Consider the following 23,195-nt stretch of genomic DNA (forward strand, 5'->3'; position numbering starts at 1 on the left):
ACCCCTCGGTGGACACTCAGGCCGTTCCGGCAGACCGCGCGCGTCGCATCCGGCCGTACCCCTTGAATCCGAGCCAGCCGAACAAGATCAACAGAGGGATCACCAACAGCGGCAGGACCAGCGAGATCAGCGACGTCACGAACGACGCCACGCTGTCGATCACCGACAACACCGGATTGCCGAAGCCCGCGGTTGTGGCGGTACTCACGGCGCGCGTTCCGGTCTGCGCCGTGCTCACCGCGAGCGCGGTGGGCGCGCCGACGACGATCCCGGCGATCGCCGCCCACGCCGGATCGAGGTTGCTGAGCGCTGCCCATGCCACCAGCGCTCCCGCGACCGGGCGGGTGACCGTACCGGCCAGAGACAACGCATTGTCGACGAACGGGATCAGATCGGCGAGCACTTCTGTGACCGTCGCGATCGTGAGCGCGGTCAGAGCAGCGGTGGAACCGACCCACAACATCGAGTCACCCACGACGATGCCGAAGAGTTCGAAGTGCACCGCAGCGCTCAACATCAGCAGCGGGAGGAATGTGCGCAACCCGGTCGCGGCGGCCAGGCCGAGTCCGAGCAGCACCGCCAGGAACCAGGTGTCCATGAGCGGCAGTGTATGCGCGAGGCCCCGTGTTGCCGTCGTTTCGCTCGCTCGATTCGCGAGGGGGTGCCGAAACGACGCGACGGTCGTACCTTGGGTGGGGTGACCTCTCCCACATCCCGCCCGTCCACTCTCGGTGAGCTGCGCGCGTCCGGACACGTGCAGCGCTCCGTCAAGGACGAGATCAGACAGAATCTGCTCACTGCGCTGCGCGACGACACCGACCCGTGGCCCGGCATCGTCGGGTTCGACGAGACCGTGGTCCCGCAGCTCGAGCGGGCACTGCTCGCCGGCCACGATGTGGTGCTGCTCGGTGAACGAGGCCAGGGCAAGACCCGCCTGCTGCGCACCCTGCCGCTGCTCCTCGACGAATGGACACCCGTGATCGCCGGCTCGGAGCTGGGCGAGCACCCCTACGAGCCGATCACGCCCGCCTCCATCCGGCGCGCCGCCGAACTCGGTGACGACCTTCCCGTCGCGTGGCGGCACCGCAGCGAACGGTACGCAGAAAAGCTGGCGACCCCGGACACATCCGTGGCCGACCTCGTGGGCGATGTCGATCCTGTCAAGGTCGCCGAGGGGCGCAGCCTAGGTGATCCCGAGACCATCCATTTCGGTCTGGTACCGCGGTCGCACCGCGGCATCGTCGCCGTCAACGAGCTGCCCGATCTTGCCGAGCGCATCCAGGTGTCGCTGCTGAACGTGATGGAGGAACGCGACATCCAAGTGCGCGGATACACCATCAGGCTGCCGCTCGACGTACTGCTCGTCGCGAGCGCCAACCCGGAGGACTACACGAACCGCGGACGCATCATCACACCGCTCAAGGACCGCTTCGGCGCAGAGATCCGCACCCACTACCCGATGGAACTCGACGACGAGATCGCGGTCATCCGGCAGGAAGCCGAACTGCAGGCCCGTGTTCCCGGTTTCCTGCTCGAGATCCTGGCTCGCTTCACCCGGCTGCTGCGCGAGTCGACATCGGTCGACCAGAGGTCCGGAGTGTCGGCGCGGTTCGCGGTCGCGGGAGCGGAGACCGTTGCTGCCGCAGCCGTTCGTCGCGGTGCCGTCCTGGGCGAGGACGACCCGGTCGCGCGCCCGGTCGATCTCGGCACCGTCGTCGAGGTCCTGCGGGGCAAGGTCGAATTCGAGTCCGGCGAGGAGGGACGCGAATTCGAGGTGCTCGACCACCTGCTGCGCCGCGCGACCGCCGAGACTGCCCGCGCCCGCCTGGCCGGTATCGATCTCGCCCCGCTCGTCTCTGCCGTCGAACAGGGCGAGCCCGTCGTGACTGGGGAACGGATCACGGCGAAGGTGCTGCTCGACGAGCTGCCCGAACTGCCTGTGCTCGACGACATCGCCGACCGGCTCGCCGCGAACGACCCCGGAACCAGGGCGTCCGCACTCGAACTCGCACTCGAGGGGCTCTATCTTGCGCGCCGGATCGCGAAGGACACCGGCGACGACGGCGCGGCGGTGTACTCCTGATGAGTCGGGCGGCTCGCTACGGTCCGTACCACGGCGGTGATCCACTCGCCCCGCCCGTGGATCTGCGCGACGCGCTCGCCTTCATCGGCGACGATGTCCTCGCCGGCAGCTCGCCGCGACAGGCGCTGCGTGAATTGCTCCGCCGCGGGCAGGGCACTATGCGGGGCCTGGACAAACTTGCAGCGCAGGCGAACAGGCGTAGGCGTGAGCTGCTCGACCGCAACAATCTCGACGGAACTCTGCGGGAGGTGCGTGAGCTGCTGGACAAGGCTGTCCTCGAAGAGCGGAAGACGCTCGCGCGCGCCCTCGATGACGATGCGCGCTTCTCGGAGATGCGCATGGAGGAACTCCCGGGCTCCACCGCGCAGGCCGTACAGGAACTGGCCGACTACGACTGGCGGAGCGCTCAGGCGCGCGAGGACTACGAGAAGATCCGCGATCTGCTGGGCCGGGAGATGCTGGACCAGAGGTTCGCGGGCATGAAACAGGCGCTCGAAGGCGCGACCGACGAAGACCGGCAGCGCATCGCCGAGATGCTCTCGGATCTCAACGATCTGCTCGACAAGCACTCCCGTGGCGAGGACACCCCGGAGGACTTCGAGCAGTTCATGGCCGAGCACGGCGATTTCTTCCCGGAGAATCCGCAGAATGTCGAGGAACTGCTCGATTCGCTCGCGCAGCGTGCCGCCGCTGCGCAGCGACTGCGCAATTCGTTGACTCAGGAACAGCGCGACGAACTCGATGCGCTGGCTCAACAGGCGTTCGGCTCCCCGGATCTCATGCAGCAACTCGACCGTCTCGACGGTAATCTGCGTGCGGCCCGGCCCGGCGAGGACTGGACGGGTTCGCAGCGATTCCGCGGCGACGAGGGCATGGGTCTCGGGGAAGGCACCGGCGCGCTGCAGGAGATCTCGGAACTCGACCAGCTCGCCGAGCAGTTGTCGCAGCAGTATGCGGGTGCCTCGCTGGACGACATCGACCTCGATGCCCTCGAACGTCATCTCGGCCCGGAAGCTGCCGCCGATGCGCGGACGCTCGCCGAACTCGAGAAGGAACTGCAGAAGCAGGGGTACTTCGATCGCGGCGCGGATGGGCAGTGGCGTCTGTCGCCCAAGGCCATGCGCCAACTCGGGCAGCACGCGCTGCGCGATGTGATGAACCGTCTCTCGTCGCGGGGTGGACAACGAGAGACGCGGCGTGCCGGGGCGATGGGGGAACCGACCGGAGCAGCGCGGTCGTGGGAATTCGGCGACACCGAACCGTGGGATGTCGTGCGCACGTTGACCAATGCGACGTTGCGCGACCCCGGGGTGCCCGTTCGGATGACGGTCTCGGACGTCGAAGTCGTCGAGACGGAACAGCGCGCACAGGCTGCGGTTGCGCTTCTCGTCGACACCTCGTTCTCGATGGTCATGGACGGACGGTGGGTGCCGATGAAGCGCACCGCCCTCGCGCTGAATCATCTGGTGTCGACCCGTTTTCGCGGCGATGCACTGCAGCTCATCGCGTTCGGTCGGCACGCGCGGGTGGTCACGGCCCCCGAACTTGCAGGATTGGACGGCGTCTACGAGCAGGGCACCAATCTGCATCACGCGCTGTTGCTCGCCGGACGGCATCTGCGACGTCATCCGAACGCGCAGCCGGTGGTGCTCGTCGTCACCGACGGCGAACCGACCGCGCACCTGGAACCGGATGGGTATGCGGCGTTCGACTACCCGCCCAGCGCGCGGACCCTCGGGCTGACCGTGCGCGAGCTCGACCATCTCGCAAAGATCGATGCGCAGGTGACGATCTTCCGGCTCGGCGACGATCCCGGGCTCGCCCGGATCGTCGACAGGATGGCCCGTCGTGTGGCCGGCCGGGTGGTCGCTCCGGACCTCGACGGTCTCGGTGCGGCGGTGGTGGGCAATTACGTACGGATGCGTCGCAGGTAGGTGCGGGCCGTCAGCGCGTGACGCGGCTCGCTGACGGCAACGCGGCGGCGCACACCGCGGCCCATCCGGCCGCGACACCCATGACCTTGGCTTTCGCGGAGGGCGGACTGGCAATACCGAACGCGACGACGTCGCCGAGGTCGAACGCGACCCTCGCCGCAACGGCCGACCGGAGCGGTGCTCCCGGTGTGGCCAGCATCATCGAGAGTCCGGACAGCACGTCGCGGGCACCGAGGGCAATGCCGAGGGCGCGACCGGTGCGGGTTTCTCCGCTTCCTCGTGCCTCGAGTTCGGCGGCATGCACCAGCGACGCGGGGCGCAACGCGGTGTAGGCGCCGTACGCGGCGGTCAGTAGCCCGACGATGCGGGGATATGCGGGCGACAGGTTCATCTTCTGGTAGTACCCGGATTCCCCTCGTGTATTCGCGCGGAGACGAATCAGCGGCGCAGCGCCCGCCACGTGGAGGTGGCTGCTGCGGACAACAGCGCGGCCGTCACCCAGAACACCGACGCCACCCCCGCAACACCGGCGACCGCGCCCGCCGCGAGCGGCACCGCGACCTGCCCGAGCCGGTTGCCCGTCAACCGCACCGCCAGCGCCGAGGCCCGATCCGACGGTTCCACCAGCTCGACCACCCACGTCATCGTCAGTGGCTGACCCACGCCCCAGAAAACCCCGCATACCGCGAGCAGCAGACCGATCACCCACGGGTTCGGCACCACGGGAATCAGCGCGACCGGCACGATCGTGCCAGCGGTCGCCGACAACAGCAGTCGGCGTCGCGGGATCCGGCGCAACGCCCACGGCAGCAGCGCCCGGGACACGATCGATGCGACCGTCCGCGCGGTGAGCAGCACCGATACGAGCAGGACCCCGAAACCGAACTGCTCTCCGAGCAGCGGCAGGTACACGACGACGAGGTCGACGGAGGCCAGCACGATCAGGCTCGACAACATCGCCGGCTTCATCCCGGGAGTGGCGAGCATCGAGCGAACCGACTGCGGTGGGCCGTCGTCTCCAGTGCGCCCGGAGCCGAGCGGCTCCCGCAGGCCGATGACGAACGGCAGGGCGAGCGCCGCCAGCACTGTCATCGCGATGAGCGCGCCGGTGGTCTCGACGGTGCCGTCGCTCGTGCTGTGGGTCGCGGCGATCGCACCCGCGACCGGAACTCCTACGGCCTGCCCGACCGACACACCGAGGGTGATGCCGGCGAACCCGCGATCGAGTTCGCCGGGCGACGACAGGATCGACACGAACGCCTGACCCGAGACGGTGACGAGCAGTTGACCGAGCCCGAGCACGATATTGCCGAGTCCGAGCACCAGCAGGCCGGAACTGAGCGCGATCGATCCGAGACCCACGGTGGACACGACGATCCCACCGCGCAGGATCACGGTCGCGTGGCCGCGGTCGACGGCGCGACCCATCCGTACTGCCGCGAGCAGCGGCACGATCGCATACAGGGCGGTGATCATGCCGATCGTCGCGGCGTCGCCGCCGAGAGCGAGGATCCGGTACGACACCAGCACACGCACCGACTGGAATGCTGCGTGCAGCAGCGCGGTGGAGATGCAGAGATAGAGCAGCCAGTGCCGGGGCGGGGAATGCATCGATCAGGAGGCGGTGACCACTCGATCCCCGAGGGGCGACTGCAACGGCACCTCGATGGTCCCGAACACCGCGACCATGATGCACATGCTGTCCTGCGCCTCCGGCAGGGTGCCGCCCTCGAGCGACACCGTCACGACGTCATCGGTCTCGGTCACGGCGGGGTCGACGCCGAAACACTCCGGGGTTCCGGTCTCGAAATGCAGAGACAGCCGGTCGTCGCCGATGCGTGAGAACGACGTGATGGTGAGCGGATGTGCTTCGACGATGTCCGGTCGGGCCGAGAACACCGTGGCGCCTGCCGGTTCGGGGCTCTCCGGTAGCGGGTCGACATCAGGGGGCGTCGAACCGCACGCAGCGGCGAGAAGGCAGCAGGCGAAGAGCACGACGAGACGCATGCGTTCCACCGTAGGCGTGCCACGTGGCAATGTGTGTACCCGCGCACCACAACGGAGGAACATGAAGCTGCCAGTCTTTTTCGACCCGCCACCCCGGGCGATGCCGACACCCGAGGTCGTCGTCGACGACACCCTGACACCCCGCCGCTTCACCGTGCGGACGATGCTGGCGGCGAAGAAGTGGACGACCCCGGCTGCGTTGCTCGTTGCGATCCATCAGGTGTGCGAGACGCTGGTGCCCGTCGTCATGGGGCATGCCATCGACCGGGCGGTCGCGACCAGGGATTTCGATGCCCTGTGGCGATGGCTGCTCGTCCTCGCCCTCGTATTCGCGGTCCTGACGGTTTCGGCACGCTTCGGTGGGCGCATCGGACAGGCGGGCATGCTTGCGGTCCAGCATCGGATGCGCACGCGTGTGACCGACCGGATCCTCGACGTGCGCGGCGTCGGCGGCCCGCAGCGCACCCCCGGCGACATGCTGAATATCGCAACCTCGGACGTCGAACAGCTTGCTCGCGGTATCGCCGTCATGGTGTACCCGATCGGGCATGTCGTCGCTGTGGTGTTCGGCGCCGTCGTGCTGCTGAGCGTGTCGTGGCCGCTCGGCCTGGCGATCCTCGTCGGAGCGCCCGTGATCCTGTGGTTGCTCGACAAGGGTTCCGGTCCGCTGCGGCGGCGCAGCTTCGAGGAGCAGAAGGTGGCGGGGGCTGCAGCAGGTACCGCCACCGACCTCGTCACCGGCATCCGCGTGGTCAAGGGCATCGGCGCCGACGCGGAGGCGTCGCGGCGATACGTCGGCGCGAGTCGTCGAGCGCTCGACGGTGTGCTCCGTTCGGCGCGCGCCGAAGGCGCCTACATTGCCTCCATGGAATTCGCGTCGGGCCTGCTCATCGTCGGTGTCGCGGTGGCCGCGGGCGCGATGGCCGTCTCCGGCTCGCTCACTGTCGGGCAGCTCATCACCGTCGTCGGCGTGACACAGGTGATCATGGGGCCGCTCGCCGCGCTCGGATCCAACATGGGCGCGGTGTGGGCGGCAGCGGTCGCCTCTGCCGAACGGGTCCTGAGTGTTCTGCAAGCACCCCCCGCAGTCGACACCGGCGATCGTGACGCCCCGGACGAGGGCACCCTCGAATTCGAGGCGTTCACGGCCGGGCGACTACGTGATCTGAATCTGACGATCGCAGCCGGCAAGTTCACCGTCGTCCATACCGACGCCGAGACCACCGCTGATCTGGTCGCTGTGCTCGCGCGGTCGCGTCACCCGGAACACGGACGAGTCCTGGTGGGCGGCGTCGACCTGTTCGATCTGGGGAACGACGCGGCGCGACGCAGCGTGCGGGTGGTGCCCCACGCGTCGCACCTGTTCGAGGGCACTGTCGTGGACAACATCGCTGCGGGTGTCCCGGACGACGCACCCGACGCCGATGCCCGCGTCACTCGCGCGGTGTTCGCCGCGGCGTGCGACGACGTCGCGCGGGTGCTTCCCGCTGGCCTCGACACACCGGTCGGCGAAGCGGGCAGGTTGCTCTCCGGTGGACAGCGTCAACGTGTCTCGCTTGCACGCGCTCTCGCGGCGCCCGCAGAAGTGCTGGTGCTGGTCGACCCCACGACGGCCGTCGATTCCGTCACCGAGGCCGCGATCGCCGAGCGCGTACCCGAACTCCGGCGCGGACGGACCACTGTGGTGTTCACGCGGTCGCCCGCGTTCACGGCGGCGGCCGACGATGTGCTCGAGCTGAGCGACCTTTCCTTCGCAGTTTCCGGAGATGATCGATGAGTACTACAGCTATTCGTGCGGGCGAGCGGTTCCGGACCGCGGATGCGCGCGGCACCGTGCGTGTTGCGCGGTCCGTGTTCGCAGGTAAGGGTCGTATGGCCTCCGGCGTATTCGTCGTGCTGGTGGTCGGTGCAGCGGCCGGTCTGGTGACGCCGTGGGCGATGGGGCGATCCGTCGACGTCGTGCTCGAAGGCGGCGATCTCACCGACATCGCGTGGCTTGCGGGAACAATGGTCGCCGGAGTCATCGTGTTCGCAGCATTGAGCGGTCTCGGGCTCATGCTCACCTCGCAGCTGTTCGAGACAGGCCTGGCGCGCTTGCGCGAACGTATGCTGGAGGCCGCGATGCGGCTGCCGCTGGCCAGGATCGAATCGGCGGGCAGCGGCGACCTCGTGTCGCGGGCGACCGACGATGTGGCCCAGGTCAGTTCCGCGATCCGCGAGGCCGCGCCGGCGATCTCCGGTGCACTGTTCACCGTCGTCCTCACGATGTTCGGTCTCGCGGTACTGGACTGGCGGTTCCTGATCGTGCTGATCGTGGTGTTGCCGGTCCACTATCTGGGTGCGCGTATGTACACGCGGGATGCGCCGCCGATCTACCAGCAGTCGCGGGTGGCAATGGGGGAGCGCGCTCACCACGTGCTCGGCGGGATCCGCGGCCTTCCGACGGTGCACGCGTTCGATCTCGGCCCGAGCCTGGCAGGCCCGATCGACGAGCATTCGTGGTGGGTTGCGCGCTGGGAGTTGCGGGCCCGCATCGTCGTCAACCGTCTGTTCGGGCGAGTCAATCTCGCCGAGTTCCTGGGAATGGCCTCGATCCTGTTCGTCGGCTTCCTGCTTGTGGACAACGACGCGATCACTGTCGGCGTCACGACTACCGCGATGCTGTTCTTCTTGCGCCTGTTCGGTCCGCTGGGTCAGTTGCTGATGGTGATGGACTCGCTGCAGAGCGGTCTTGCGTCCTTGTCGCGGATCGCGGGTCTGATCGAGGAATGCGAGGAATTCGAGGGCGCCGACCGTGAGCCTCGGGTTGCAACGCAGCCGGCGGGGCGTGAACTCGTTGCGCGCGACGTGCATTTCGGATACGACACCGGGCCGGAGATCGTCCACGGAGTGGACCTGACGATCGGCGACGGCGAACACGTCGCGCTCGTCGGTGCCTCCGGGGCAGGAAAGACGACGTTCGCCGCGGTGCTCGCGGGTGTGCACCCGGCGAGCGCCGGAACCGTCACTTTCGGCGGGGTCCCCATCGGCGAACTGGGCGACGAGCGTCGCACGCGCGAGATCGCTCTCGTCACCCAGGAAGTGCACGTGTTCTCCGGGTCGGTGCGCGACGATCTCCGGATGGCGGCGCCCCACGCAGAGGACGGCACGCTCGTCGAGGTGCTCGAGAGGGTCGGTGCACACGGCTGGGTGTCGCGGCTGCCCTCGGGGCTCGACACCGAGGTGGGCTCGGGTGGCCACGTACTCACTCCGATGCAGGAACAGCAGCTTGCGCTGGCACGTCTGATCCTGCTGGATCCGGCGTTGGTGATTCTCGACGAGGCGACCGCGGATGCGGGGTCGGCCGGTGCCGACGAACTCGAGGCGTCGGCCGAGGAGGCGCTGCGAGGGCGGAGCGCGCTGATCGTCGCGCATCGGCTCAGTCAGGCAGCGCGGGCCGACCGCATCGTCCTGATGGACGACGGGCGGATCGTCGAACAGGGCTCACACGACGACTTGGTCGCTCGGGGTGGCCGGTATGCGCGGTTGTGGGCCGCGTGGTCGGTGGGCCGATCAGGCGAGTAGTGCCGCGACCACGCCGAGTCCGGGGATCGCTGCGAGCGTCGTGACGAGCGCGGCGTCGCGGGCCAGGACCATGCCGCGACCATACGCGCTCGCGTAGACGAACACGCTCTGGGCAGTCGGCAGCATCGCGACGACGACCACCGCGAACAGTTCGGTGCCGTCGAGGTCGAGCAGGTAGCGACCCATCGCCCACGCGAGCAGTGGTTGGACGACGATCTTGAGTACTGATGCGAGCGCAACGTCGCGACGGGGACTGGTGCCCTTCTGGAGTACGCGCACACCCTGCAGCGACAACCCGAACGCGAGGAGTGCCCCGGGTACCGACGCCCCGCCGAGCAGCTGGATCGGCTGCAGCAGCGCGTCGGGCACATGCCAGCCCGTTCCCGCGACGACGAGTCCCGCGGCACCGGCGACGACGATGGGGTTCTTGAACGGTGTGATGAGCGTTTCGAGTCGCGATGCTCCCGGTCGCGCGGTGGACAGATCGAGTGCGGTGAGAGCGATGGGGGAGAGCACGATGATCTGGAAGAGCATCAGCGGCGCGACGAACGACGCATCACCGAGAACGAACACCGCGATGGGGATCCCGAGGTTGGCGGAGTTGACGTATCCGGCGGAGAGCGCACCGACCGTCAACTCCGGTACCGCACGCTTCAGCCACAGTCGCGCGATCAGGAGATAGCCGATGGCAACGGCGAATGCGGTGGCCGCGCCGACGTAGAGATGTTCGGAGAAGATCGTCGACAGGTCGGAGGTTGCGAGGGCGTCGAACAACAATGCGGGCGTCGCAACGACGAACACGATGCGGCTGAGCACGGTCTGCGCCTCGGCGCCGAGGGTGCCGCGCCGGCCCAGCACGAAGCCGATTGCGATGATCACGAAGATCACAGTGAACCCCGAGATCACACCAGACACGGTTGCCCAGTCTAACGACCTGTTCCGAACCTCCGTCGAGTGTGCAGTTGTTGTCGTCGGTACTCGATATTCACGACAAGTACTGCTCACTCAAACCGGGGCACCGGCTGCGCGAAGCCGGAGCCGGACCCTGTTCACGATGGATTTCGGACGTCGGCGCAGCTGCTCGGAATTCACCCGGATCATCGACCAGCCGAGTGACGCACATTCTTCGTACCGCTCGATGTCGCGCGTGCGTTGCCGCTCGTCCGTCCAATGGTGGGTGCCGTCGTACTCGACGGCGGTCCGCCACTGCCGCCACCCCATGTCGGCTCGCGCGATGACCCGGGCTCCGTCAACGATCGGCAGCTGGGTCTCGGGGACGGGAAGCCCGCCGCGGATGAGCAACAGCCGCACCCGGGACTCGGGAATCGACTCGGCCCCGGGGTCTACCTTCGCGAGAACGGTGCCCAGCTGTACGAGCCCACGTTCGTGGGGGTGACGACCGGCGAGCTCGAGGATGTCGCGGGGAATCAGGTGCGTGGCGCGGCACAATGCGTCGAGTTGGGCGATCGCGTCGTCTGGGTCGAGCCATCGGCCGATGTCGAAGCCGGTCCGTGCCGGTGTGGTGACGGCCATGGAGTCGACGTGGCACACCTCGTCGTCGAGGAGCGTGTCGCCGTGGACCACCAGGCCTGCCGATCCGCGGCGACTACCGCCTCGGATGAGTTCGGCAGGTGCGAGAGTGTCGATCCACCTGCACCCGTGCAGGGCCGCAGCCGATCGTCCGGCAAGTACACCCTTGCCGCCCGCCCACAGCCACGCTGCCTGCGCGCGCAGGATCGGTGTCACCGACACTGTCGGATCGATGTAGACACCCCGGTGTACCCGGCGGAAGCGCCGGAGCTGCCCCTTTGTCAACCGTCCCGCAGCGACCGCTTCGGTGCCGACGAACGGCTCGTCGAAGAAGAAATCCCCCATGTCCGCGACCTTGCCCGATGCGTTGACCTGGCGGAAGTACCGATTTGCGTCCTGTGGATAACTCGATCGAGTGTGCAGTTGTTGTCGTCGGTACTCGATATTCACGACAACAACTGCGCAACCAACGACGAAGGCGCCCTTCCCGACGAATCGGAAAGGGCGCCCTCGGTGCGGCTGCTACTTGCTGCTGACGTAGGGCAGCAGAGCCATCTCGCGCGCGTTCTTGACGGCGATGGCGACCTCACGCTGCTGCTGCGGGGTCAGGCCCGTGACGCGGCGGCTGCGGATCTTGCCGCGATCGGAGATGAAGGTGCGGAGCAGGTTCACATCCTTGTAGTCGACGTGGTCGATCTTCGCCGCGAAGAGGGGATTCTTCTTCGGCTTGCGGCCCTCGACGGCCCGCGACTTCTTCGACGGCCCTCGTTTGACTGCCATGTTCTCGCTCCTCACCAGCTCGACTTGTGGACGCCGGGCAACTCCCCGCGGTGGGCCATCTCGCGTACACGTACTCGCGAGAGCCCGAACTTACGCAGGTGGCCGCGTGGGCGACCGTCGGCAGCGTCTCGATTGCGCAATCGTACCGGACTGGCGTTGCGGGGCAGGCGCTGGAGGGCGGCCTGTGCTGAGGCGCGCTCCTCGGCGGTGCTCGTCGGTCTGCGGATCGTGTCCTTCAGTGCGGCGCGACGCTCGGCATAGCGCGCGACGACCTGCTTGCGCTGTTCGTTGCGGGCGATCTTGGACTTCTTGGCCACGGCTACTTCTCCTCTCGGAAGTCGACGTGCCTGCGAAGCGTCGGATCGTATTTGCGCAGGACCAGGCGGTCGGGATCGTTGCGACGGTTCTTGCGGGTGACATAGGTGTATCCGGTCCCGGCCATCGACCGGAGTTTCACGATCGGCCGGATCTCGTTTCGTGCCATCAGAACTTCTCTCCTCTCGCCCGCAGCCGGGCGATCACAGCGTCGATGCCGTCGCGGTCGATGGTCTTGATGCCCTTCGCGGAGAGGGTGAGCGTGATGCGTCGCCCCTCGGACGGGACGAAGTACGTCTTGCGCTGGATGTTGGGGTTCCAGCGCCTGTTGGTGCGGACGTGGGAGTGCGAGACGGATTTCCCGAACCCGGGAGAGCGTCCGGTCACCTGGCAGTGCGCCGACACGATGTTGTCCTTCCTGTCGGCCGCTCCGCAGAGCGTAACGACAATCATTTTCGACAAATGGCTGGGCCGACTGTACGCTGCCGAATGGCTAATGACAATCATTGTCGAAAGGAGAGAGGTGGATACCAGGACACCGCTGATACTCGTCGCGGGACGGGGCGGAACCGGCACCCGCGACGCCGGTGCTGGGCAGGTCGCCCACGGATTCCTGCGGGCGGGCACGATCGTCGTCCACCACGACCTCGCGCATGTCGGGGACGGCATCGTGCACCGCACCGTCACCACACCGGGCGATCGGCGACACGAAGCTCTCGAACTCGCGCACGCCTGCGTGTCCTGCACCCTGCGGGAAGATCTCCTGCCGCTGCTGCGCCGGCTGCACAGGCGTTCCGACGTCGATCGGATCGTGCTCCACCTCGATCCGCAACTCGAACCCGAGGCGCTGTGCTGGGCGATCGAGCACGTCATCATCGCCGACGTCGTCGGGCAGATCGACGGCCCCGCCTCTCGTGACGTACGCATCGAAGGAGTCGTCACGTGTGTGGACGCCGCCTCATGGATGACCGATGCCACCGGCGACGAGGACATTGCGACCACACCTGACGACGAACGCACCGTCGCCCAGGTGGTGGTGGGCCAGGTCGAGTTCGCAGACGCACTCGTCGTCCGGCCCGGAGCCGACGGCTGGGCACAGGCCCGGCTCCACGCCGTACTGGCCAGGCTCGCGCCCGACGCACCGATCGTGTGGAGCAACAGCCCCGACGTCGAGGCACTGCTGCGACGCATCCCGGCCGGCGCGCGGCGCGGAGAGATCTCCGATGCGCACTCACCGCTGCTGCGTGGCCAACCGCCGCTCGACGAGGACTGCGGAATCCGGCTGCTCGAATTCGGCGCGCAGCGACCCTTCCATCCCCAGCGACTCCACGAGGCGATCGACGTGCTGCTCGACGGAGTCGTGCGCACTCGTGGTCGCGCCTGGGTCGCGACCCAGCCCGACACCGCGCTGATCATCGAGTCGGCGGGCTGTGGCCTGCGAGTGGCACACGGGGGTCCGTGGCTGGCGTCGATGACACCCGAACAGCAGCAGCGCGTCCCCGATGCCCGCCGCGCGATGGCCGCCCTGCGCTGGAGCGACACGTACGGAGACCGCGACAGCTCTCTCGTCGTGCTCGTCCACGATGCCGATCCCGACACCGTGCTCGGTGCATTGCGGGACGCCCTCCTCACCGACGACGAATTCGTCCACCCCGAGCTGTGGCCGACGTGGGACGACCCGTTCGGCCACTACCACCAGGACCCGTGCACAGATCTGCCGACCGACGGGACTCGCGTCGAGCAGGCAGCCGAACGCACGGAATCAGGCTCCGAACAGAGAGGTCACGCATGAAATCCGGTCTCCACCCCGACTACCACCCGGTCGTGTTCCAGGACGCGAACACGGGGTCGACGTTCCTGACGCGCTCGACGATCACCTCCGACCGCACGGTCGAGTGGCCGGACGGCAACGTCTATCCGCTCGTCGTCGTCGATGTCACCAGCGAATCGCACCCCTTCTGGACGGGTACGGCTCGCGTCCTCGATGCCGCTGGACGCGTCGAGAAGTTCGAACGCAAGTACGGCACCCGGCGTCCCCGCGGTTGATCCCGAATCAACAGAAACGAGACTTCACATGGCAGTTCCCAAGCGCCGCATGTCCCGCGCGAACACGCGCAGCCGCAGGTCCCGATGGCACGCGAAAGCGCCGGATCTGGTGCCGGTGACCGTGGGCGGCGTGACCCACCGCGTGCCACGTCGGCTCGTCAAGGCCGTCCGGCTCGGAATGGTCGACCCCGACACACTCTGACCCGTTCTCAGGCACCTCTCAGCGGTCGGGGCCAAAATGGTGCGCATGCGCATCTTGGTGGTCGACGACGACCGGGCGGTGCGGGAATCCCTGCGCCGGTCACTCAGCTTCAACGGCTACACGGTCGAACTCGCGACGGATGGGCAGGACGCGCTGGAGAAGGTCGCCGCCGCCCGGCCCGACGCGATGGTGCTCGACGTGATGATGCCCCGCGTCGACGGACTCGAAGTGTGCCGTCGGCTGCGGAGCACGGGCGACGACCTGCCCATCCTCGTGCTCACCGCCCGCGACTCGGTCTCGGAGCGGGTATCCGGGCTCGATGCGGGTGCCGACGACTATCTGCCCAAACCGTTCGCACTCGAAGAGCTCCTCGCCCGGCTGCGGGCACTGCTGCGCCGAGCCGCCCCGGATCCGGACGGTGGACTCGAGGACACGATGCGCTTCGAGGACCTCACTCTCAACCCCGCGACACGCGAGGTCACCCGCGGCGAGCGGCAGATCAGCTTCACCCGCACCGAGTTCGCGCTCATGGAGATGCTCTTGGCGAACCCGCGGCGGGTGCTCACCCGTAGCCGGATCCTCGAGGAGGTGTGGGGCTACGACTTTCCGACGTCGGGCAATGCCCTCGAGGTGTACGTCGGATATCTTCGCCGCAAGACCGAGGCGGGCGGCGAACCACGGCTCATCCACACGGTGCGCGGCGTCGGTTACGTGCTGCGCGAGACCCCTCCGTGAGCGGTCAGATGAGACCCCCCATGCTGTTGACCCGGTCGGTGCCGCTGCGCACCCGGGTCACGTTGCTCGCTGCGGGAGCGGTTGCCCTCGCGGTCGCGGTGACCTCCATCGCCGCCTACATGGTGGTCTCGCGGGCTCTCTATTCCGACATCGACAAGCAACTGCAGGCTCGTGCTTCTGCGCTCGTCGAATCGAGCACGCTGATCACCTACGACCCCCGCTACATCGGCGGCGCTCAGCTCTACAGCTCCGACATCAGCGTCGCTCTCATCTATCCCGACCTCGGACGCTACGTGCCGCCCGGATCGTCGGTACCGATCGGCGCACCGGAACTCGCTGTCGCGGAAGGCGAGCAGACATCGTCGTTGCGGACCGTCGAACAGCAGCGGGTCCTGGCGCAACAGATCCCCGACGGCAGCACCATCGTCATCGCGCAACGTCTGCGGCCCACGGGTGAGGTGCTCAACCGCCTCGCAAGCGTGCTGTTCGTCGTCGGCGGATGCGGGGTCGTGCTCGCTGCGGCCGTCGGCGCGACGGTGGGCCGGACCGGTCTGCGGCCGGTGGCGCGGCTGACCGCCGCCGCCGAACGTGTCGCGAGGACCGACGACCTGCGACCGATCCGCGTGACCGGGCACGACGAGCTGGCGCGACTCACCGAGAGCTTCAACATGATGTTGCGGGCGCTGGCCGAATCGAGGGAGCGGCAGGCCCGGCTCGTGGCCGATGCCGGCCACGAATTGCGCACACCGCTGACCTCGCTGCGGACCAACATGGAACTGCTCATCGCCGCGAGTCGCCCCGGGGCGCCGAGCCTCCCCGACGACGACATGGCCGAACTCCGCGAGGACGTCGTGGGACAGATCGCGGAATTGTCGACACTGGTGGGCGACCTCGTCGATCTGGCCCGAGAGGAGGCACCGGAAACGGTGTTCGAGGCCGTCGACATCGCCGAGGTCGTCGATCGCAGTCTCGAACGAGCACGACGACGTCGTACCGAGATCGATTTCACCGCCGTCACCGAACCGTGGTTCGTGTTCGGCGACCACGCGACCCTGACCCGTGCGGTGGTCAACGTCCTCGACAACGCGGCGAAGTGGAGCCCGGCGGGTGAGGACGTGGTGGTGAAGATGCATCAGATCGGCACCGGACTGATGGAACTGACCGTCGACGACGCCGGGCCGGGTATCCCCGAGGAAGAACGGGAGCTGGTGTTCGAACGGTTCTATCGTGCGACCACAGCGCGGTCGATGCCCGGTTCGGGGTTGGGGCTGGCAATCGTGCGGCAGGTCGTGATGAAGCACGGCGGGACCATCGCGGTGGACAGATCGGAGCGCGGTGGTGCGCTCATCCGCATCGTGCTCCCGGGCACCCCGCAGCTCGACGCCGACTGATTGCCAGGAAACTGTGAGCCGATTCTTCAGGAGCTTCTCAGCCGACAGGTCCATATTGGATGGAGTACACACCCTCCACCCGGATCGACTCGAAGGACGAAGGCGACGAACGAGATGACCGACCCTACCCACGGTTCCGGACAGCCTGCGCCTGGACAACCTGTGCCCGGACAACCCGGTCCCGCGCAGCCGCAGCAGCCCCACCCGTACGGAACGCCGCCGACCGCCCCATATCAGCAGCCGCATGCGCCCGCGCAGCCGCGCAAGTCCGGGCGTACCGCACTCGTCGTGGGTGCCATCGCGTTGGCGATCGTCAGTGGCGGTATCGGTGGCGCGGTGGGTGCATTGTCGGTCCGTGATTCCGGGTCGGGCGTCGGGGTGACCAATGCACTCGACTCTCCGCGGCCGGAGACCACCACGGTGGCGAACGCTCCCGAGGGCACCGTGCAGGCGGTCGCGCAGCGGGTCGTGCCCAGCGTCGTCCGTATCGAGGTGGTCGGGCGTTCGGGTGCGGGTGAAGGATCCGGTGTCGTCCTCTCGTCCGACGGCCTCATCCTCAGCAACAACCACGTCGTCGCGGGAGCCGGGCCGGGCGCCGAGCTCACCGTGGCCTTCGCCGACGGAACGTCCGCCGAGGCGACCGTCGTCGGGACCGACCCGATCACGGACATCGCGGTCATCCGTGTCGACGGCCGCGACGATCTCACCCCGATCGAGATGGGCAACTCCGAGAACCTTCAGGTGGGGCAGGCTGTCGTCGCGGTCGGTTCACCGCTCGGACTGGAGAGCACCGTGACCTCCGGGATCGTTTCCGCGCTCAACCGGCCCGTCTCCACCAGTGGTGAGACGGGTAATCAGAACACCGTGATCGACGCGATCCAGACCGACGCGGCCATCAATCCGGGCAACTCCGGTGGCGCGCTCGTCGACATGGAAGGCAACCTCGTCGGAATCAACACCGCGATCGCGACCTCGGGTCAGCAGTCCGGTTCGATCGGCCTCGGCTTCGCGATCCCGGTCGATCAGGCCCGGCGCATTGCCGACGAACTCATCGACACGGGGACCGCAACACATGCGCTCATCGGTGTGCAGGTGCCCGCTCGCGCGGACGTGAACGGAGCCGCGGTCGTCGAGGTGGTTGCGGACGGGCCCGCCGCGCGTGCCGGAATCCCCGCCGGTTCGGTCATAACGAAGGTCGACGACCGGGTGGTAACCGATGGTGACTCCCTGATCGCGGCGATCCGCTCGCAAGCCCCGGGCACCACGGTGAGCGTCACCTACACCGACGCGCAGGGCAACAACCCGACGACTGTCGATGTGGAAACCGCCTCCGACGCGGATGGTGGCCGATGATTCAGGAGGCAGACATCATGGAGATTGTCGAACATACAGCGCGTCCGGACGACCTGCGAACTACCTTTGGATCCATGGAATTCGAAGCCCCCCGAACCGGCCGCGCACTCGTGGTGATCGTCGACGACCGCGTGTCGCATGGCGACAGCCCCGATTCGACCGGCCCGCTGGTGACGGAACTGCTCGTCGAAGCCGGCTACGTCGTCGACGGTGTGGTGTCGGTGTCGGCCGACGAGGTCGAGATCCGCAACGCGCTCAACACCGCGGTGATCGGGGGAGTGGACCTTGTGATCTCCGTCGGTGGCACCGGTGTGACCCCGCGCGACGTGACGCCGGACGCCACTGCTGACGTGCTCGACCATGAGATCAGGGGTATCGCCGAGGCTCTGCGCTCGTCCGGTCTCGCATCGGGTGCCGTCGATGCCGGACTTTCTCGCGGCCTGGTGGGCGTGTCGGGTTCGACGCTCGTCGCGAACCTCGCTTCGTCTCGCGCGGCGATCCGCGACGGCATGGCGACCCTATTGCCACTCGCTACCCACGTCATCGACGAGTTGTCGCGGGTGGAGGAGTAGCACCATCTCTGCAGACTCGGACAAGACGGACCATGAGAGCCGCGCCCGGATCGACCGGGCGCGGCTTGCTCGGATCTTCGGTGACGCACTTCCCGACACGACGAAGGACGAACGCGGGGTCGATGAAGACCGATCGGGCGACTCCGACGAATGGCTCAAACGTCAGGTTCCGCCTCATCACGGTTAACTGTGATATCAATCACTTTGCGTAGGGTAACTTAAGTCCCGAGCTCGGCTCGGTGTCGGCGTGTCGCAACCGGTTCGTAATGTCTCGTTTGCCTACGGGGTAGGGTTCGGCGGGCGTGACGAGTGTTCATGATCACAGGCATGCATCGTGTATGTGCACTTCAAGTGCACAAAATTCGAGCAACTACCTGCACGAACGTTCAGATCTTGGTGGCAAGAACCAATGCGCGAGGCTCGTTCCGGATCTTGGGGTGAATCCCGGTAGCGCGTATCGGAGGTTTCCCACTTGTGTCCGACTGTGTTTCGTGAGCGTTCCGGTGGCCAGGTGTAGCCATTGCCTCGAGATAGGTCACGGTCTAATCTCCTGACAGGTTCGATCAGATCAAGGAAAGGTCGCAGGGGCCGCCTTCGATCACGAATCGGTAACGCAAACCGTGCGGACGTTGATCAACAACGAGCTCACCGGCGGCAACCACCGGCGGTGAGCTCTGTGTGGGATACGCCTCGCGGACGGCTAGGGCGACCAAGTTGTCGGACGCGGGCGCGCATACCGGCACGCAGAGAACGGATGAGACATTCATGAAGATTCAGACGCGACGCGGTTTCCGAACCGCCCGCAACGCCACGGTGGCGGCGGCCGCTGTGGCCGGTCTGGTTCTCGGATCGGCCGGGGCAGCAAGTGCCGAGGTCAATGATCAGAACCGGATCGTCTCCGACGGCCACGAAGTGATCGTCACCCAGGAAGACACCTTCATCAACGGTGTGCCTCCGATCGGTGGCAGCCCGCTGAGCCGTGAGTGGTTCCACAACGGTCGCGGTCTCGCCAACATCGTCGGACCCGAAGCAGCGGACTTCGAGGGCTCGACCTTCCAGTTCGGCTACCAGGTCGCGTGGTCGGCGTCGCTCGACGGTTCGATCGGGTTCAGTTGGACGAGCCCGCAGCTGGAGGCCACGTTCAAACCGACTCAGGTGGAAGTGCCGATTGTCGACGACAACGGTGATCCTGTGTACCAGTACAACCAGGATGGCACTCCAATTCTGGATGATGAGGGACAACCCGTCCCGGCGTACAAGAACGTCGATTCGGTTGAATCGTCCTCTGTAGCCAAGGGCTTGCTGCCGCAGGCGACTGCTGCGGTTGAGTTGACCCCGGCTCCCGGCATCGAAGAGATCGTCGTCGCCGAGGGCGAGTTCGACGGCGACTTCAAGGAAGTCCAGATCGCCAACGTGCACGGTGCGGCCACCGGCGTCATCGGCCCGGTCTCGCTCCGTCCTTTCGTCCGCGTCATCACCGACAACGGCGACAACGTCACCACCTACGGCCAGGTCTGGACTCTTTAGAGTCCGGTCCGAGCAATCCCGCAGTAAATCCCCACCACCTAGTACGGAGTAATCATGGGAATCAAGTCGCGTGGCTTCAAGGCCGCTCGCAACAGCGTCCTGGCCGGTGCCGCCGTTCTCGGCATGGTCGTCGGTGCCTCGGGTGCCGCTTCGGCCGAGGTCAACGACCAGAACCGCATCGTCTCCGACGGCCTCGAGGTCGTCGTGACGCAGGAAGACACCTTCATCCAGGGTGTCCCGGCGCTCGGCGGCAGCCCGTTCAACCGCGAGTTCTTCCACAACGGCCGCGGCACCGTGAACCTCCTCGGTGAGGGTGCTGCTGACGAGTCCGGCACCACCATGCAGTTCGGCTACCAGTTCGCATGGGCAGGCAGCATCGACGGCGCCATCGGGGTCACCTACTCGACCCCGCAGCTGGAGCTCTCGCTGAAGCAGTCGGGCCCTGAGGCCAAGGTCACCGACATCCTCCCGCAGGCGTACGCCGAGCTCGAGCTGACCCCGGCTCCGGGCATCGAGGAGCTCGTCGTCGCCGAGGGCGAGTTCGACGGCGACTTCAAGACCGTTCAGTTCTCGAACGTCCACGGCACCGCCTCCGGCGTCCTCGGCGCTGTCCAGGTGCGTCCGTTCGTCCGCGCGATCACCGCGAACGGCGACAACGTCACCACCTACGGTCAGGCCTGGACCGTCTAAGACGGACCATCCGGCGTAAGCCGACGCTCCACAAGCTGGGCCCGCTCGTACTGCGAGCGGGCCCAGCTTCGTCTGCCTGTAGCGGCTACTCCGGCAGTGGCTTTGCGTGCGCTCCGCCCTGACCCGACTGCGCAGCCTGGGATTCGAGAATGTCGCGGATTTGGATCAGCAGGTCTTCGGCGCTGGCCTTCTCGTCGGATTTCTCGGTCGCGAAGCGCTTCTTCGCCGCGTTGGCCGGGACGATGAGCACGAAGTACACGACCGCCGCGATGATGATGAAGTTGATGGCCGCAGAAATCACCGCGCCGATGTTGATGAATGTTGCGGGGTTGTCGGCGATGACCTGGAATCCCCACCCCATCTCGTTGTCGCCGCCGAGGGCCGCGATGAGCGGGTCGATGATGTATTCGGTGAAGGCGGTGACGATCGCGGTGAACGCGGTGCCGACCACCACTGCGACGGCAAGATCGAGGACATTTCCTCTCAGGAGGAAGTCCTTGAATCCCTTCAACATGCTGCTCTCCCTTTCGGCTGGACCGCGCGAATGCGGAATCGACCCTGTGGCGACATGCGTGTTCTGCGTCACATGCCGATATGGGGACGATAAACCGCGAAGAGCGATCGCGGGGGTCAGTGCAGCGTCACCGTCAGAGCGCTGGTGAGTGAGGCGGCCGCCACCGACACGGCCTGCTCGGGTTCGAGAGCCACCAGAATCACGCGTTCGCGCTGGTCGGTCGCCTCTTCATGCTCAGCGAGCACCACTACGGCTCCGTGCGCAAGGACGTGCGCATCGGGCATCGCCGAGTCGGACTCGCCCGTCACCGTCAGGACGTCTACCTTGTCGCCTTCGCGCAGCAACCGGCCGACCCCCGCATCGGCGAGCCGGATGGGCACGACGCGGGCATTATCGGCGCCGACGGCGGCAGCCGCGAGCCTGGGGCCGAGGATCCTGGTGTCGACGAGTGCCTCACCGGCAGGCACCGGACCGGCGAGTGTATGGCCCACGGCGTCGGCGATATCGGTGAGGGTGCCCGTCGCGAGAGCGGCGGTGTCGCGGTCGGCGAACTCGACGTCGTCGGCGGTGAGCGCGACTCCCGGCGCCAGATCGCGGGCCGCGACCACCACGGCGGTCCGTTCGGCAGAGGAATCGTCTCGGAACGCGAGGACCACAGCGAGGACGACGAGGAGTGCCGCTATCGCACGCCTGACGGCCACGGTGCGGGCCCAGCCGGGGCGCAGCAGGGCGCCGATGCGGTCGGAGAGGCTCGGCTCCAGCGACGACGCGGGTCGCTGCGCACGGTCACGAAACTGCGCACGATCACGAAATTGCGGTCGATCTCGGAAGAACTGTAGATCTCGAGAAAACAAGGGTCCGGCGGGCATGCTCCGAACCTAGAGCTCGGATCGGCCCGCCGGACCTGAGGAACCGGGGGATTGCCGCGGCCTGTGGATGAACAGGGCAGCTGTGGACAACTCCGGCGTGGAGCCGAAAATGTCAGCTGGCAGCTGCGGCCGTCGAGGTCGACGACGCGGACGCTGCGGCAGGCGCGGAGTCGGACTTCGTCTCGGTCTTCGCAGGAGCAGCAGACTCGCTCGCGGTACTGCCGCTACGCGAATCGGTGCGGTAGAAGCCGCTTCCCTTGAAGACGACGCCGACGGAGTTGAAGAGCTTGCGGAGCTTGCCGCTGCACTGCGGGCATACGGTCAGCGAGTTGTCGCTGAACGACTGCACGATGTCGAACTTGTTGTCGCACGCTGTGCAGGCATATGAATAAGTGGGCACCGGTGACTCCTCCGCGAATAAGATCGAACCGCAGCTTTAGCACTCTACAGTCGACAGTGCCAACAAATCTAGGGACTGTGTTGTTCCGCACCTTCGCCGGAGCCGAGACGGACCAGGCCGGATCCCGGTGTGAGCGCCCAGCCCATACGGATGTCGTGCGGATCTTCGGGCAGCTCATCGACCAATTCGTCGTCGCGCACCACCGCAATGATCCGTGCCTGCGGCGCGGCCAGGTGGAGAGTGCGGTCGTAGAACCCAGCGCCGCGTCCCAGTCGTACGCCGCGCCGGTCCACCGCGAGTGCCGGGACGAGAACGGTGTGCGCCCGCCCCACCGTCTCGGGCGGCAGTACCTCGCCGGTGGGTTCGTGAAGTCCGAAACCTGCCGCAGCCAGTGTGTCGGCCCCGAGAAAATGTGCCCAGTGCAGGGCTGTGTCCGGTCTGGTGACCGGTACGAGGACCTCGGCACCTGCCTCGGCCAGCGCGTCGAGCATCGAGATGCCGCCGGGCTCGGACCCGACAGGGACGTACGCGCACACGGTCGTGTCAGCGGGAACGAGCGTTGCGGCTAACGTGGCCAAAGCGGCATTCTCGCTACGGCGCTGTTCGGCGCTGAGAGTGCGCCGTCCGTCGAGGACCTTGGTGCGCCAATCGGCCTTGGTCGGGGGATGCATATTCGTCACCTT

The 23,195-nt window shown here is 67.0% G+C and carries 27 protein-coding genes; 13 read left to right on the forward strand and 14 right to left on the reverse strand.

Translation table 11 applies throughout. The features are described 5' to 3' along the window. Positions 1-16: 16 nt before the first annotated feature. Entirely contained in the window at positions 17-598 is a 582-nt protein-coding gene (locus ACTDXD_RS17070; RefSeq protein ID WP_440123496.1) for a DUF4126 domain-containing protein, read from the reverse strand. 99 nt (positions 599-697) lie between these two features. Here ACTDXD_RS17070 and ACTDXD_RS17075 point away from each other — a divergent pair, with 99 nt between their 5' ends. Together ACTDXD_RS17075 and ACTDXD_RS17080 are read left to right on the forward strand one after the other, a co-directional pair. Beyond that, on the forward strand, positions 698-2,083 hold the full coding sequence (locus tag ACTDXD_RS17075; protein ID WP_440123497.1) for a sigma 54-interacting transcriptional regulator: 1,386 nt from the start codon (positions 698-700) through the stop codon (positions 2,081-2,083). Next, positions 2,083-4,017, forward strand: a complete 1,935-nt coding sequence (locus tag ACTDXD_RS17080; protein WP_440123498.1) for a vWA domain-containing protein — start codon at positions 2,083-2,085, stop codon at positions 4,015-4,017. Before ACTDXD_RS17075 ends, ACTDXD_RS17080 begins: the two co-directional genes overlap by 1 nt. Positions 4,018-4,027: 10 nt before the next feature. Here the strand turns inward: ACTDXD_RS17080 and ACTDXD_RS17085 are convergent, their stop codons facing one another. Genes ACTDXD_RS17085 through ACTDXD_RS17095 form a run of 3 tightly spaced genes read right to left on the reverse strand, consistent with a single transcriptional unit; the run spans position 4,028 to position 6,024 of the window. Continuing rightward, entirely contained in the window at positions 4,028-4,408 is a 381-nt protein-coding gene (locus tag ACTDXD_RS17085; RefSeq protein WP_440123499.1) for a hypothetical protein, read from the reverse strand. A 47-nt stretch (positions 4,409-4,455) separates the two neighbouring features. After that, positions 4,456-5,628 (reverse strand): MFS transporter, encoded by a 1,173-nt coding sequence (locus ACTDXD_RS17090; protein WP_440123500.1) that lies wholly within the window; start codon positions 5,626-5,628, stop codon positions 4,456-4,458. Positions 5,629-5,631: 3 nt separating this feature from the next. Next, complete coding sequence (locus tag ACTDXD_RS17095; protein WP_440123501.1) at positions 5,632-6,024, reverse strand: hypothetical protein; 393 nt, start codon at positions 6,022-6,024, stop codon at positions 5,632-5,634. Between the two features lie 61 nt (positions 6,025-6,085). Here ACTDXD_RS17095 and ACTDXD_RS17100 point away from each other — a divergent pair, with 61 nt between their 5' ends. After that, the gene (locus ACTDXD_RS17100; RefSeq protein WP_440123502.1) at positions 6,086-7,801 is read left to right on the forward strand and encodes an ABC transporter ATP-binding protein; all 1,716 of its coding nucleotides are present in this window, start codon (positions 6,086-6,088) and stop codon (positions 7,799-7,801) included. Continuing rightward, positions 7,798-9,588: an ABC transporter ATP-binding protein gene (locus tag ACTDXD_RS17105; protein ID WP_440123503.1), complete on the forward strand. Its 1,791-nt coding sequence runs from the start codon at positions 7,798-7,800 to the stop codon at positions 9,586-9,588. Before ACTDXD_RS17100 ends, ACTDXD_RS17105 begins: the two co-directional genes overlap by 4 nt. Here the strand turns inward: ACTDXD_RS17105 and ACTDXD_RS17110 are convergent. The 6 genes from ACTDXD_RS17110 to rpmB all read right to left on the reverse strand — a co-directional run bounded on the left by ACTDXD_RS17110 (position 9,577) and on the right by rpmB (position 12,618). After that, positions 9,577-10,503, reverse strand: coding sequence for an AEC family transporter (locus ACTDXD_RS17110; RefSeq protein ID WP_440123504.1), 927 nt, complete (start codon positions 10,501-10,503; stop codon positions 9,577-9,579). The genes ACTDXD_RS17105 and ACTDXD_RS17110 overlap by 12 nt on opposite strands. 90 nt (positions 10,504-10,593) lie before the next feature. Next, positions 10,594-11,463 (reverse strand): DUF559 domain-containing protein, encoded by an 870-nt coding sequence (locus ACTDXD_RS17115; RefSeq protein WP_440127675.1) that lies wholly within the window; start codon positions 11,461-11,463, stop codon positions 10,594-10,596. 177 nt (positions 11,464-11,640) lie between these two features. Beyond that, positions 11,641-11,898: a 30S ribosomal protein S18 gene (gene rpsR, locus ACTDXD_RS17120; RefSeq protein WP_054719669.1), complete on the reverse strand. Its 258-nt coding sequence runs from the start codon at positions 11,896-11,898 to the stop codon at positions 11,641-11,643. 11 nt (positions 11,899-11,909) lie between these two features. Further along, positions 11,910-12,215, reverse strand: a complete 306-nt coding sequence (gene rpsN, locus ACTDXD_RS17125; protein ID WP_440123505.1) for a 30S ribosomal protein S14 — start codon at positions 12,213-12,215, stop codon at positions 11,910-11,912. A 2-nt stretch (positions 12,216-12,217) separates the two neighbouring features. After that, a complete protein-coding gene (rpmG, locus tag ACTDXD_RS17130; RefSeq protein ID WP_440123506.1) occupies positions 12,218-12,382 on the reverse strand; it encodes a 50S ribosomal protein L33 in 165 nt (54 codons plus the stop codon). After that, a complete protein-coding gene (gene rpmB / locus ACTDXD_RS17135) occupies positions 12,382-12,618 on the reverse strand; it encodes a 50S ribosomal protein L28 (protein ID WP_440123507.1) in 237 nt (78 codons plus the stop codon). Before rpmB ends, rpmG begins: the two co-directional genes overlap by 1 nt. A 118-nt stretch (positions 12,619-12,736) precedes the next feature. Here rpmB and mrf point away from each other — a divergent pair, with 118 nt between their 5' ends. From mrf to ACTDXD_RS17180, 9 genes are all read left to right on the forward strand, one after another. After that, positions 12,737-14,005, forward strand: coding sequence for a ribosome hibernation factor-recruiting GTPase MRF (gene mrf / locus ACTDXD_RS17140; RefSeq protein ID WP_440123508.1), 1,269 nt, complete (start codon positions 12,737-12,739; stop codon positions 14,003-14,005). Continuing rightward, entirely contained in the window at positions 14,002-14,259 is a 258-nt protein-coding gene (locus ACTDXD_RS17145; protein WP_440123509.1) for a type B 50S ribosomal protein L31, read from the forward strand. Before mrf ends, ACTDXD_RS17145 begins: the two co-directional genes overlap by 4 nt. A gap of 28 nt (positions 14,260-14,287) precedes the next feature. Further along, positions 14,288-14,461: a 50S ribosomal protein L32 gene (rpmF, locus tag ACTDXD_RS17150; protein ID WP_440123510.1), complete on the forward strand. Its 174-nt coding sequence runs from the start codon at positions 14,288-14,290 to the stop codon at positions 14,459-14,461. A 45-nt stretch (positions 14,462-14,506) separates the two neighbouring features. Beyond that, the gene (locus ACTDXD_RS17155; protein ID WP_169687854.1) at positions 14,507-15,196 is read left to right on the forward strand and encodes a response regulator transcription factor; all 690 of its coding nucleotides are present in this window, start codon (positions 14,507-14,509) and stop codon (positions 15,194-15,196) included. 8 nt (positions 15,197-15,204) lie between these two features. Beyond that, the gene (locus ACTDXD_RS17160; protein WP_440123511.1) at positions 15,205-16,587 is read left to right on the forward strand and encodes an ATP-binding protein; all 1,383 of its coding nucleotides are present in this window, start codon (positions 15,205-15,207) and stop codon (positions 16,585-16,587) included. A gap of 114 nt (positions 16,588-16,701) precedes the next feature. Beyond that, positions 16,702-17,940, forward strand: a complete 1,239-nt coding sequence (locus tag ACTDXD_RS17165; protein ID WP_440123512.1) for a S1C family serine protease — start codon at positions 16,702-16,704, stop codon at positions 17,938-17,940. 74 nt (positions 17,941-18,014) lie between these two features. Continuing rightward, positions 18,015-18,512 carry a MogA/MoaB family molybdenum cofactor biosynthesis protein gene (locus ACTDXD_RS17170; protein WP_440123513.1) on the forward strand — a complete coding sequence of 166 codons (498 nt, stop codon included), beginning with the start codon at positions 18,015-18,017 and terminating at the stop codon, positions 18,510-18,512. Between the two features lie 765 nt (positions 18,513-19,277). After that, a complete protein-coding gene (locus ACTDXD_RS17175; RefSeq protein WP_440123514.1) occupies positions 19,278-20,039 on the forward strand; it encodes an MspA family porin in 762 nt (253 codons plus the stop codon). Positions 20,040-20,093: 54 nt separating this feature from the next. Further along, positions 20,094-20,729: an MspA family porin gene (locus ACTDXD_RS17180; RefSeq protein WP_247272832.1), complete on the forward strand. Its 636-nt coding sequence runs from the start codon at positions 20,094-20,096 to the stop codon at positions 20,727-20,729. Between the two features lie 85 nt (positions 20,730-20,814). On the opposite strand, the gene mscL is transcribed toward ACTDXD_RS17180, so the two are convergent. The 4 genes from mscL to ACTDXD_RS17200 form a co-directional block, all read right to left on the reverse strand. Beyond that, a complete protein-coding gene (gene mscL / locus ACTDXD_RS17185) occupies positions 20,815-21,243 on the reverse strand; it encodes a large-conductance mechanosensitive channel protein MscL (RefSeq protein WP_440123515.1) in 429 nt (142 codons plus the stop codon). A gap of 116 nt (positions 21,244-21,359) precedes the next feature. Then, the gene (locus ACTDXD_RS17190) at positions 21,360-22,112 is read right to left on the reverse strand and encodes an SAF domain-containing protein (RefSeq protein WP_440123516.1); all 753 of its coding nucleotides are present in this window, start codon (positions 22,110-22,112) and stop codon (positions 21,360-21,362) included. A gap of 112 nt (positions 22,113-22,224) precedes the next feature. After that, positions 22,225-22,512: an FmdB family zinc ribbon protein gene (locus tag ACTDXD_RS17195; RefSeq protein WP_440123517.1), complete on the reverse strand. Its 288-nt coding sequence runs from the start codon at positions 22,510-22,512 to the stop codon at positions 22,225-22,227. 68 nt (positions 22,513-22,580) lie between these two features. Continuing rightward, positions 22,581-23,183: a 5-formyltetrahydrofolate cyclo-ligase gene (locus tag ACTDXD_RS17200; RefSeq protein ID WP_440123518.1), complete on the reverse strand. Its 603-nt coding sequence runs from the start codon at positions 23,181-23,183 to the stop codon at positions 22,581-22,583. Between the last annotated feature and the right edge of the window lie 12 nt (positions 23,184-23,195).

Origin of the sequence: Rhodococcus sp. SJ-3, assembly GCF_051918125.1 — a bacterium.
Taxonomy (GTDB): domain Bacteria; phylum Actinomycetota; class Actinomycetes; order Mycobacteriales; family Mycobacteriaceae; genus Rhodococcus.

Coding starts and splice junctions, on each gene's coding strand:
- ACTDXD_RS17070 (WP_440123496.1), bottom strand. CDS start 598: ATGGACACCTGGTTCCTGGCGGTGCTGCTCGGACTCGGCCTGGCCGCC.
- ACTDXD_RS17080 (WP_440123498.1), top strand. CDS start 2,083: ATGAGTCGGGCGGCTCGCTACGGTCCGTACCACGGCGGTGATCCACTC.
- ACTDXD_RS17085 (WP_440123499.1), bottom strand. CDS start 4,408: ATGAACCTGTCGCCCGCATATCCCCGCATCGTCGGGCTACTGACCGCC.
- ACTDXD_RS17090 (WP_440123500.1), bottom strand. CDS start 5,628: ATGCATTCCCCGCCCCGGCACTGGCTGCTCTATCTCTGCATCTCCACC.
- ACTDXD_RS17095 (WP_440123501.1), bottom strand. CDS start 6,024: ATGCGTCTCGTCGTGCTCTTCGCCTGCTGCCTTCTCGCCGCTGCGTGC.
- ACTDXD_RS17100 (WP_440123502.1), top strand. CDS start 6,086: ATGAAGCTGCCAGTCTTTTTCGACCCGCCACCCCGGGCGATGCCGACA.
- ACTDXD_RS17105 (WP_440123503.1), top strand. CDS start 7,798: ATGAGTACTACAGCTATTCGTGCGGGCGAGCGGTTCCGGACCGCGGAT.
- ACTDXD_RS17115 (WP_440127675.1), bottom strand. CDS start 11,463: ATGGGGGATTTCTTCTTCGACGAGCCGTTCGTCGGCACCGAAGCGGTC.
- rpsR (WP_054719669.1), bottom strand. CDS start 11,898: ATGGCAGTCAAACGAGGGCCGTCGAAGAAGTCGCGGGCCGTCGAGGGC.
- rpmG (WP_440123506.1), bottom strand. CDS start 12,382: ATGGCACGAAACGAGATCCGGCCGATCGTGAAACTCCGGTCGATGGCC.
- ACTDXD_RS17145 (WP_440123509.1), top strand. CDS start 14,002: ATGAAATCCGGTCTCCACCCCGACTACCACCCGGTCGTGTTCCAGGAC.
- rpmF (WP_440123510.1), top strand. CDS start 14,288: ATGGCAGTTCCCAAGCGCCGCATGTCCCGCGCGAACACGCGCAGCCGC.
- ACTDXD_RS17155 (WP_169687854.1), top strand. CDS start 14,507: ATGCGCATCTTGGTGGTCGACGACGACCGGGCGGTGCGGGAATCCCTG.
- ACTDXD_RS17160 (WP_440123511.1), top strand. CDS start 15,205: ATGAGACCCCCCATGCTGTTGACCCGGTCGGTGCCGCTGCGCACCCGG.
- ACTDXD_RS17165 (WP_440123512.1), top strand. CDS start 16,702: ATGACCGACCCTACCCACGGTTCCGGACAGCCTGCGCCTGGACAACCT.
- ACTDXD_RS17170 (WP_440123513.1), top strand. CDS start 18,015: ATGGAATTCGAAGCCCCCCGAACCGGCCGCGCACTCGTGGTGATCGTC.
- ACTDXD_RS17175 (WP_440123514.1), top strand. CDS start 19,278: ATGAAGATTCAGACGCGACGCGGTTTCCGAACCGCCCGCAACGCCACG.
- ACTDXD_RS17180 (WP_247272832.1), top strand. CDS start 20,094: ATGGGAATCAAGTCGCGTGGCTTCAAGGCCGCTCGCAACAGCGTCCTG.
- mscL (WP_440123515.1), bottom strand. CDS start 21,243: ATGTTGAAGGGATTCAAGGACTTCCTCCTGAGAGGAAATGTCCTCGAT.
- ACTDXD_RS17190 (WP_440123516.1), bottom strand. CDS start 22,112: ATGCCCGCCGGACCCTTGTTTTCTCGAGATCTACAGTTCTTCCGAGAT.
- ACTDXD_RS17200 (WP_440123518.1), bottom strand. CDS start 23,183: ATGCATCCCCCGACCAAGGCCGATTGGCGCACCAAGGTCCTCGACGGA.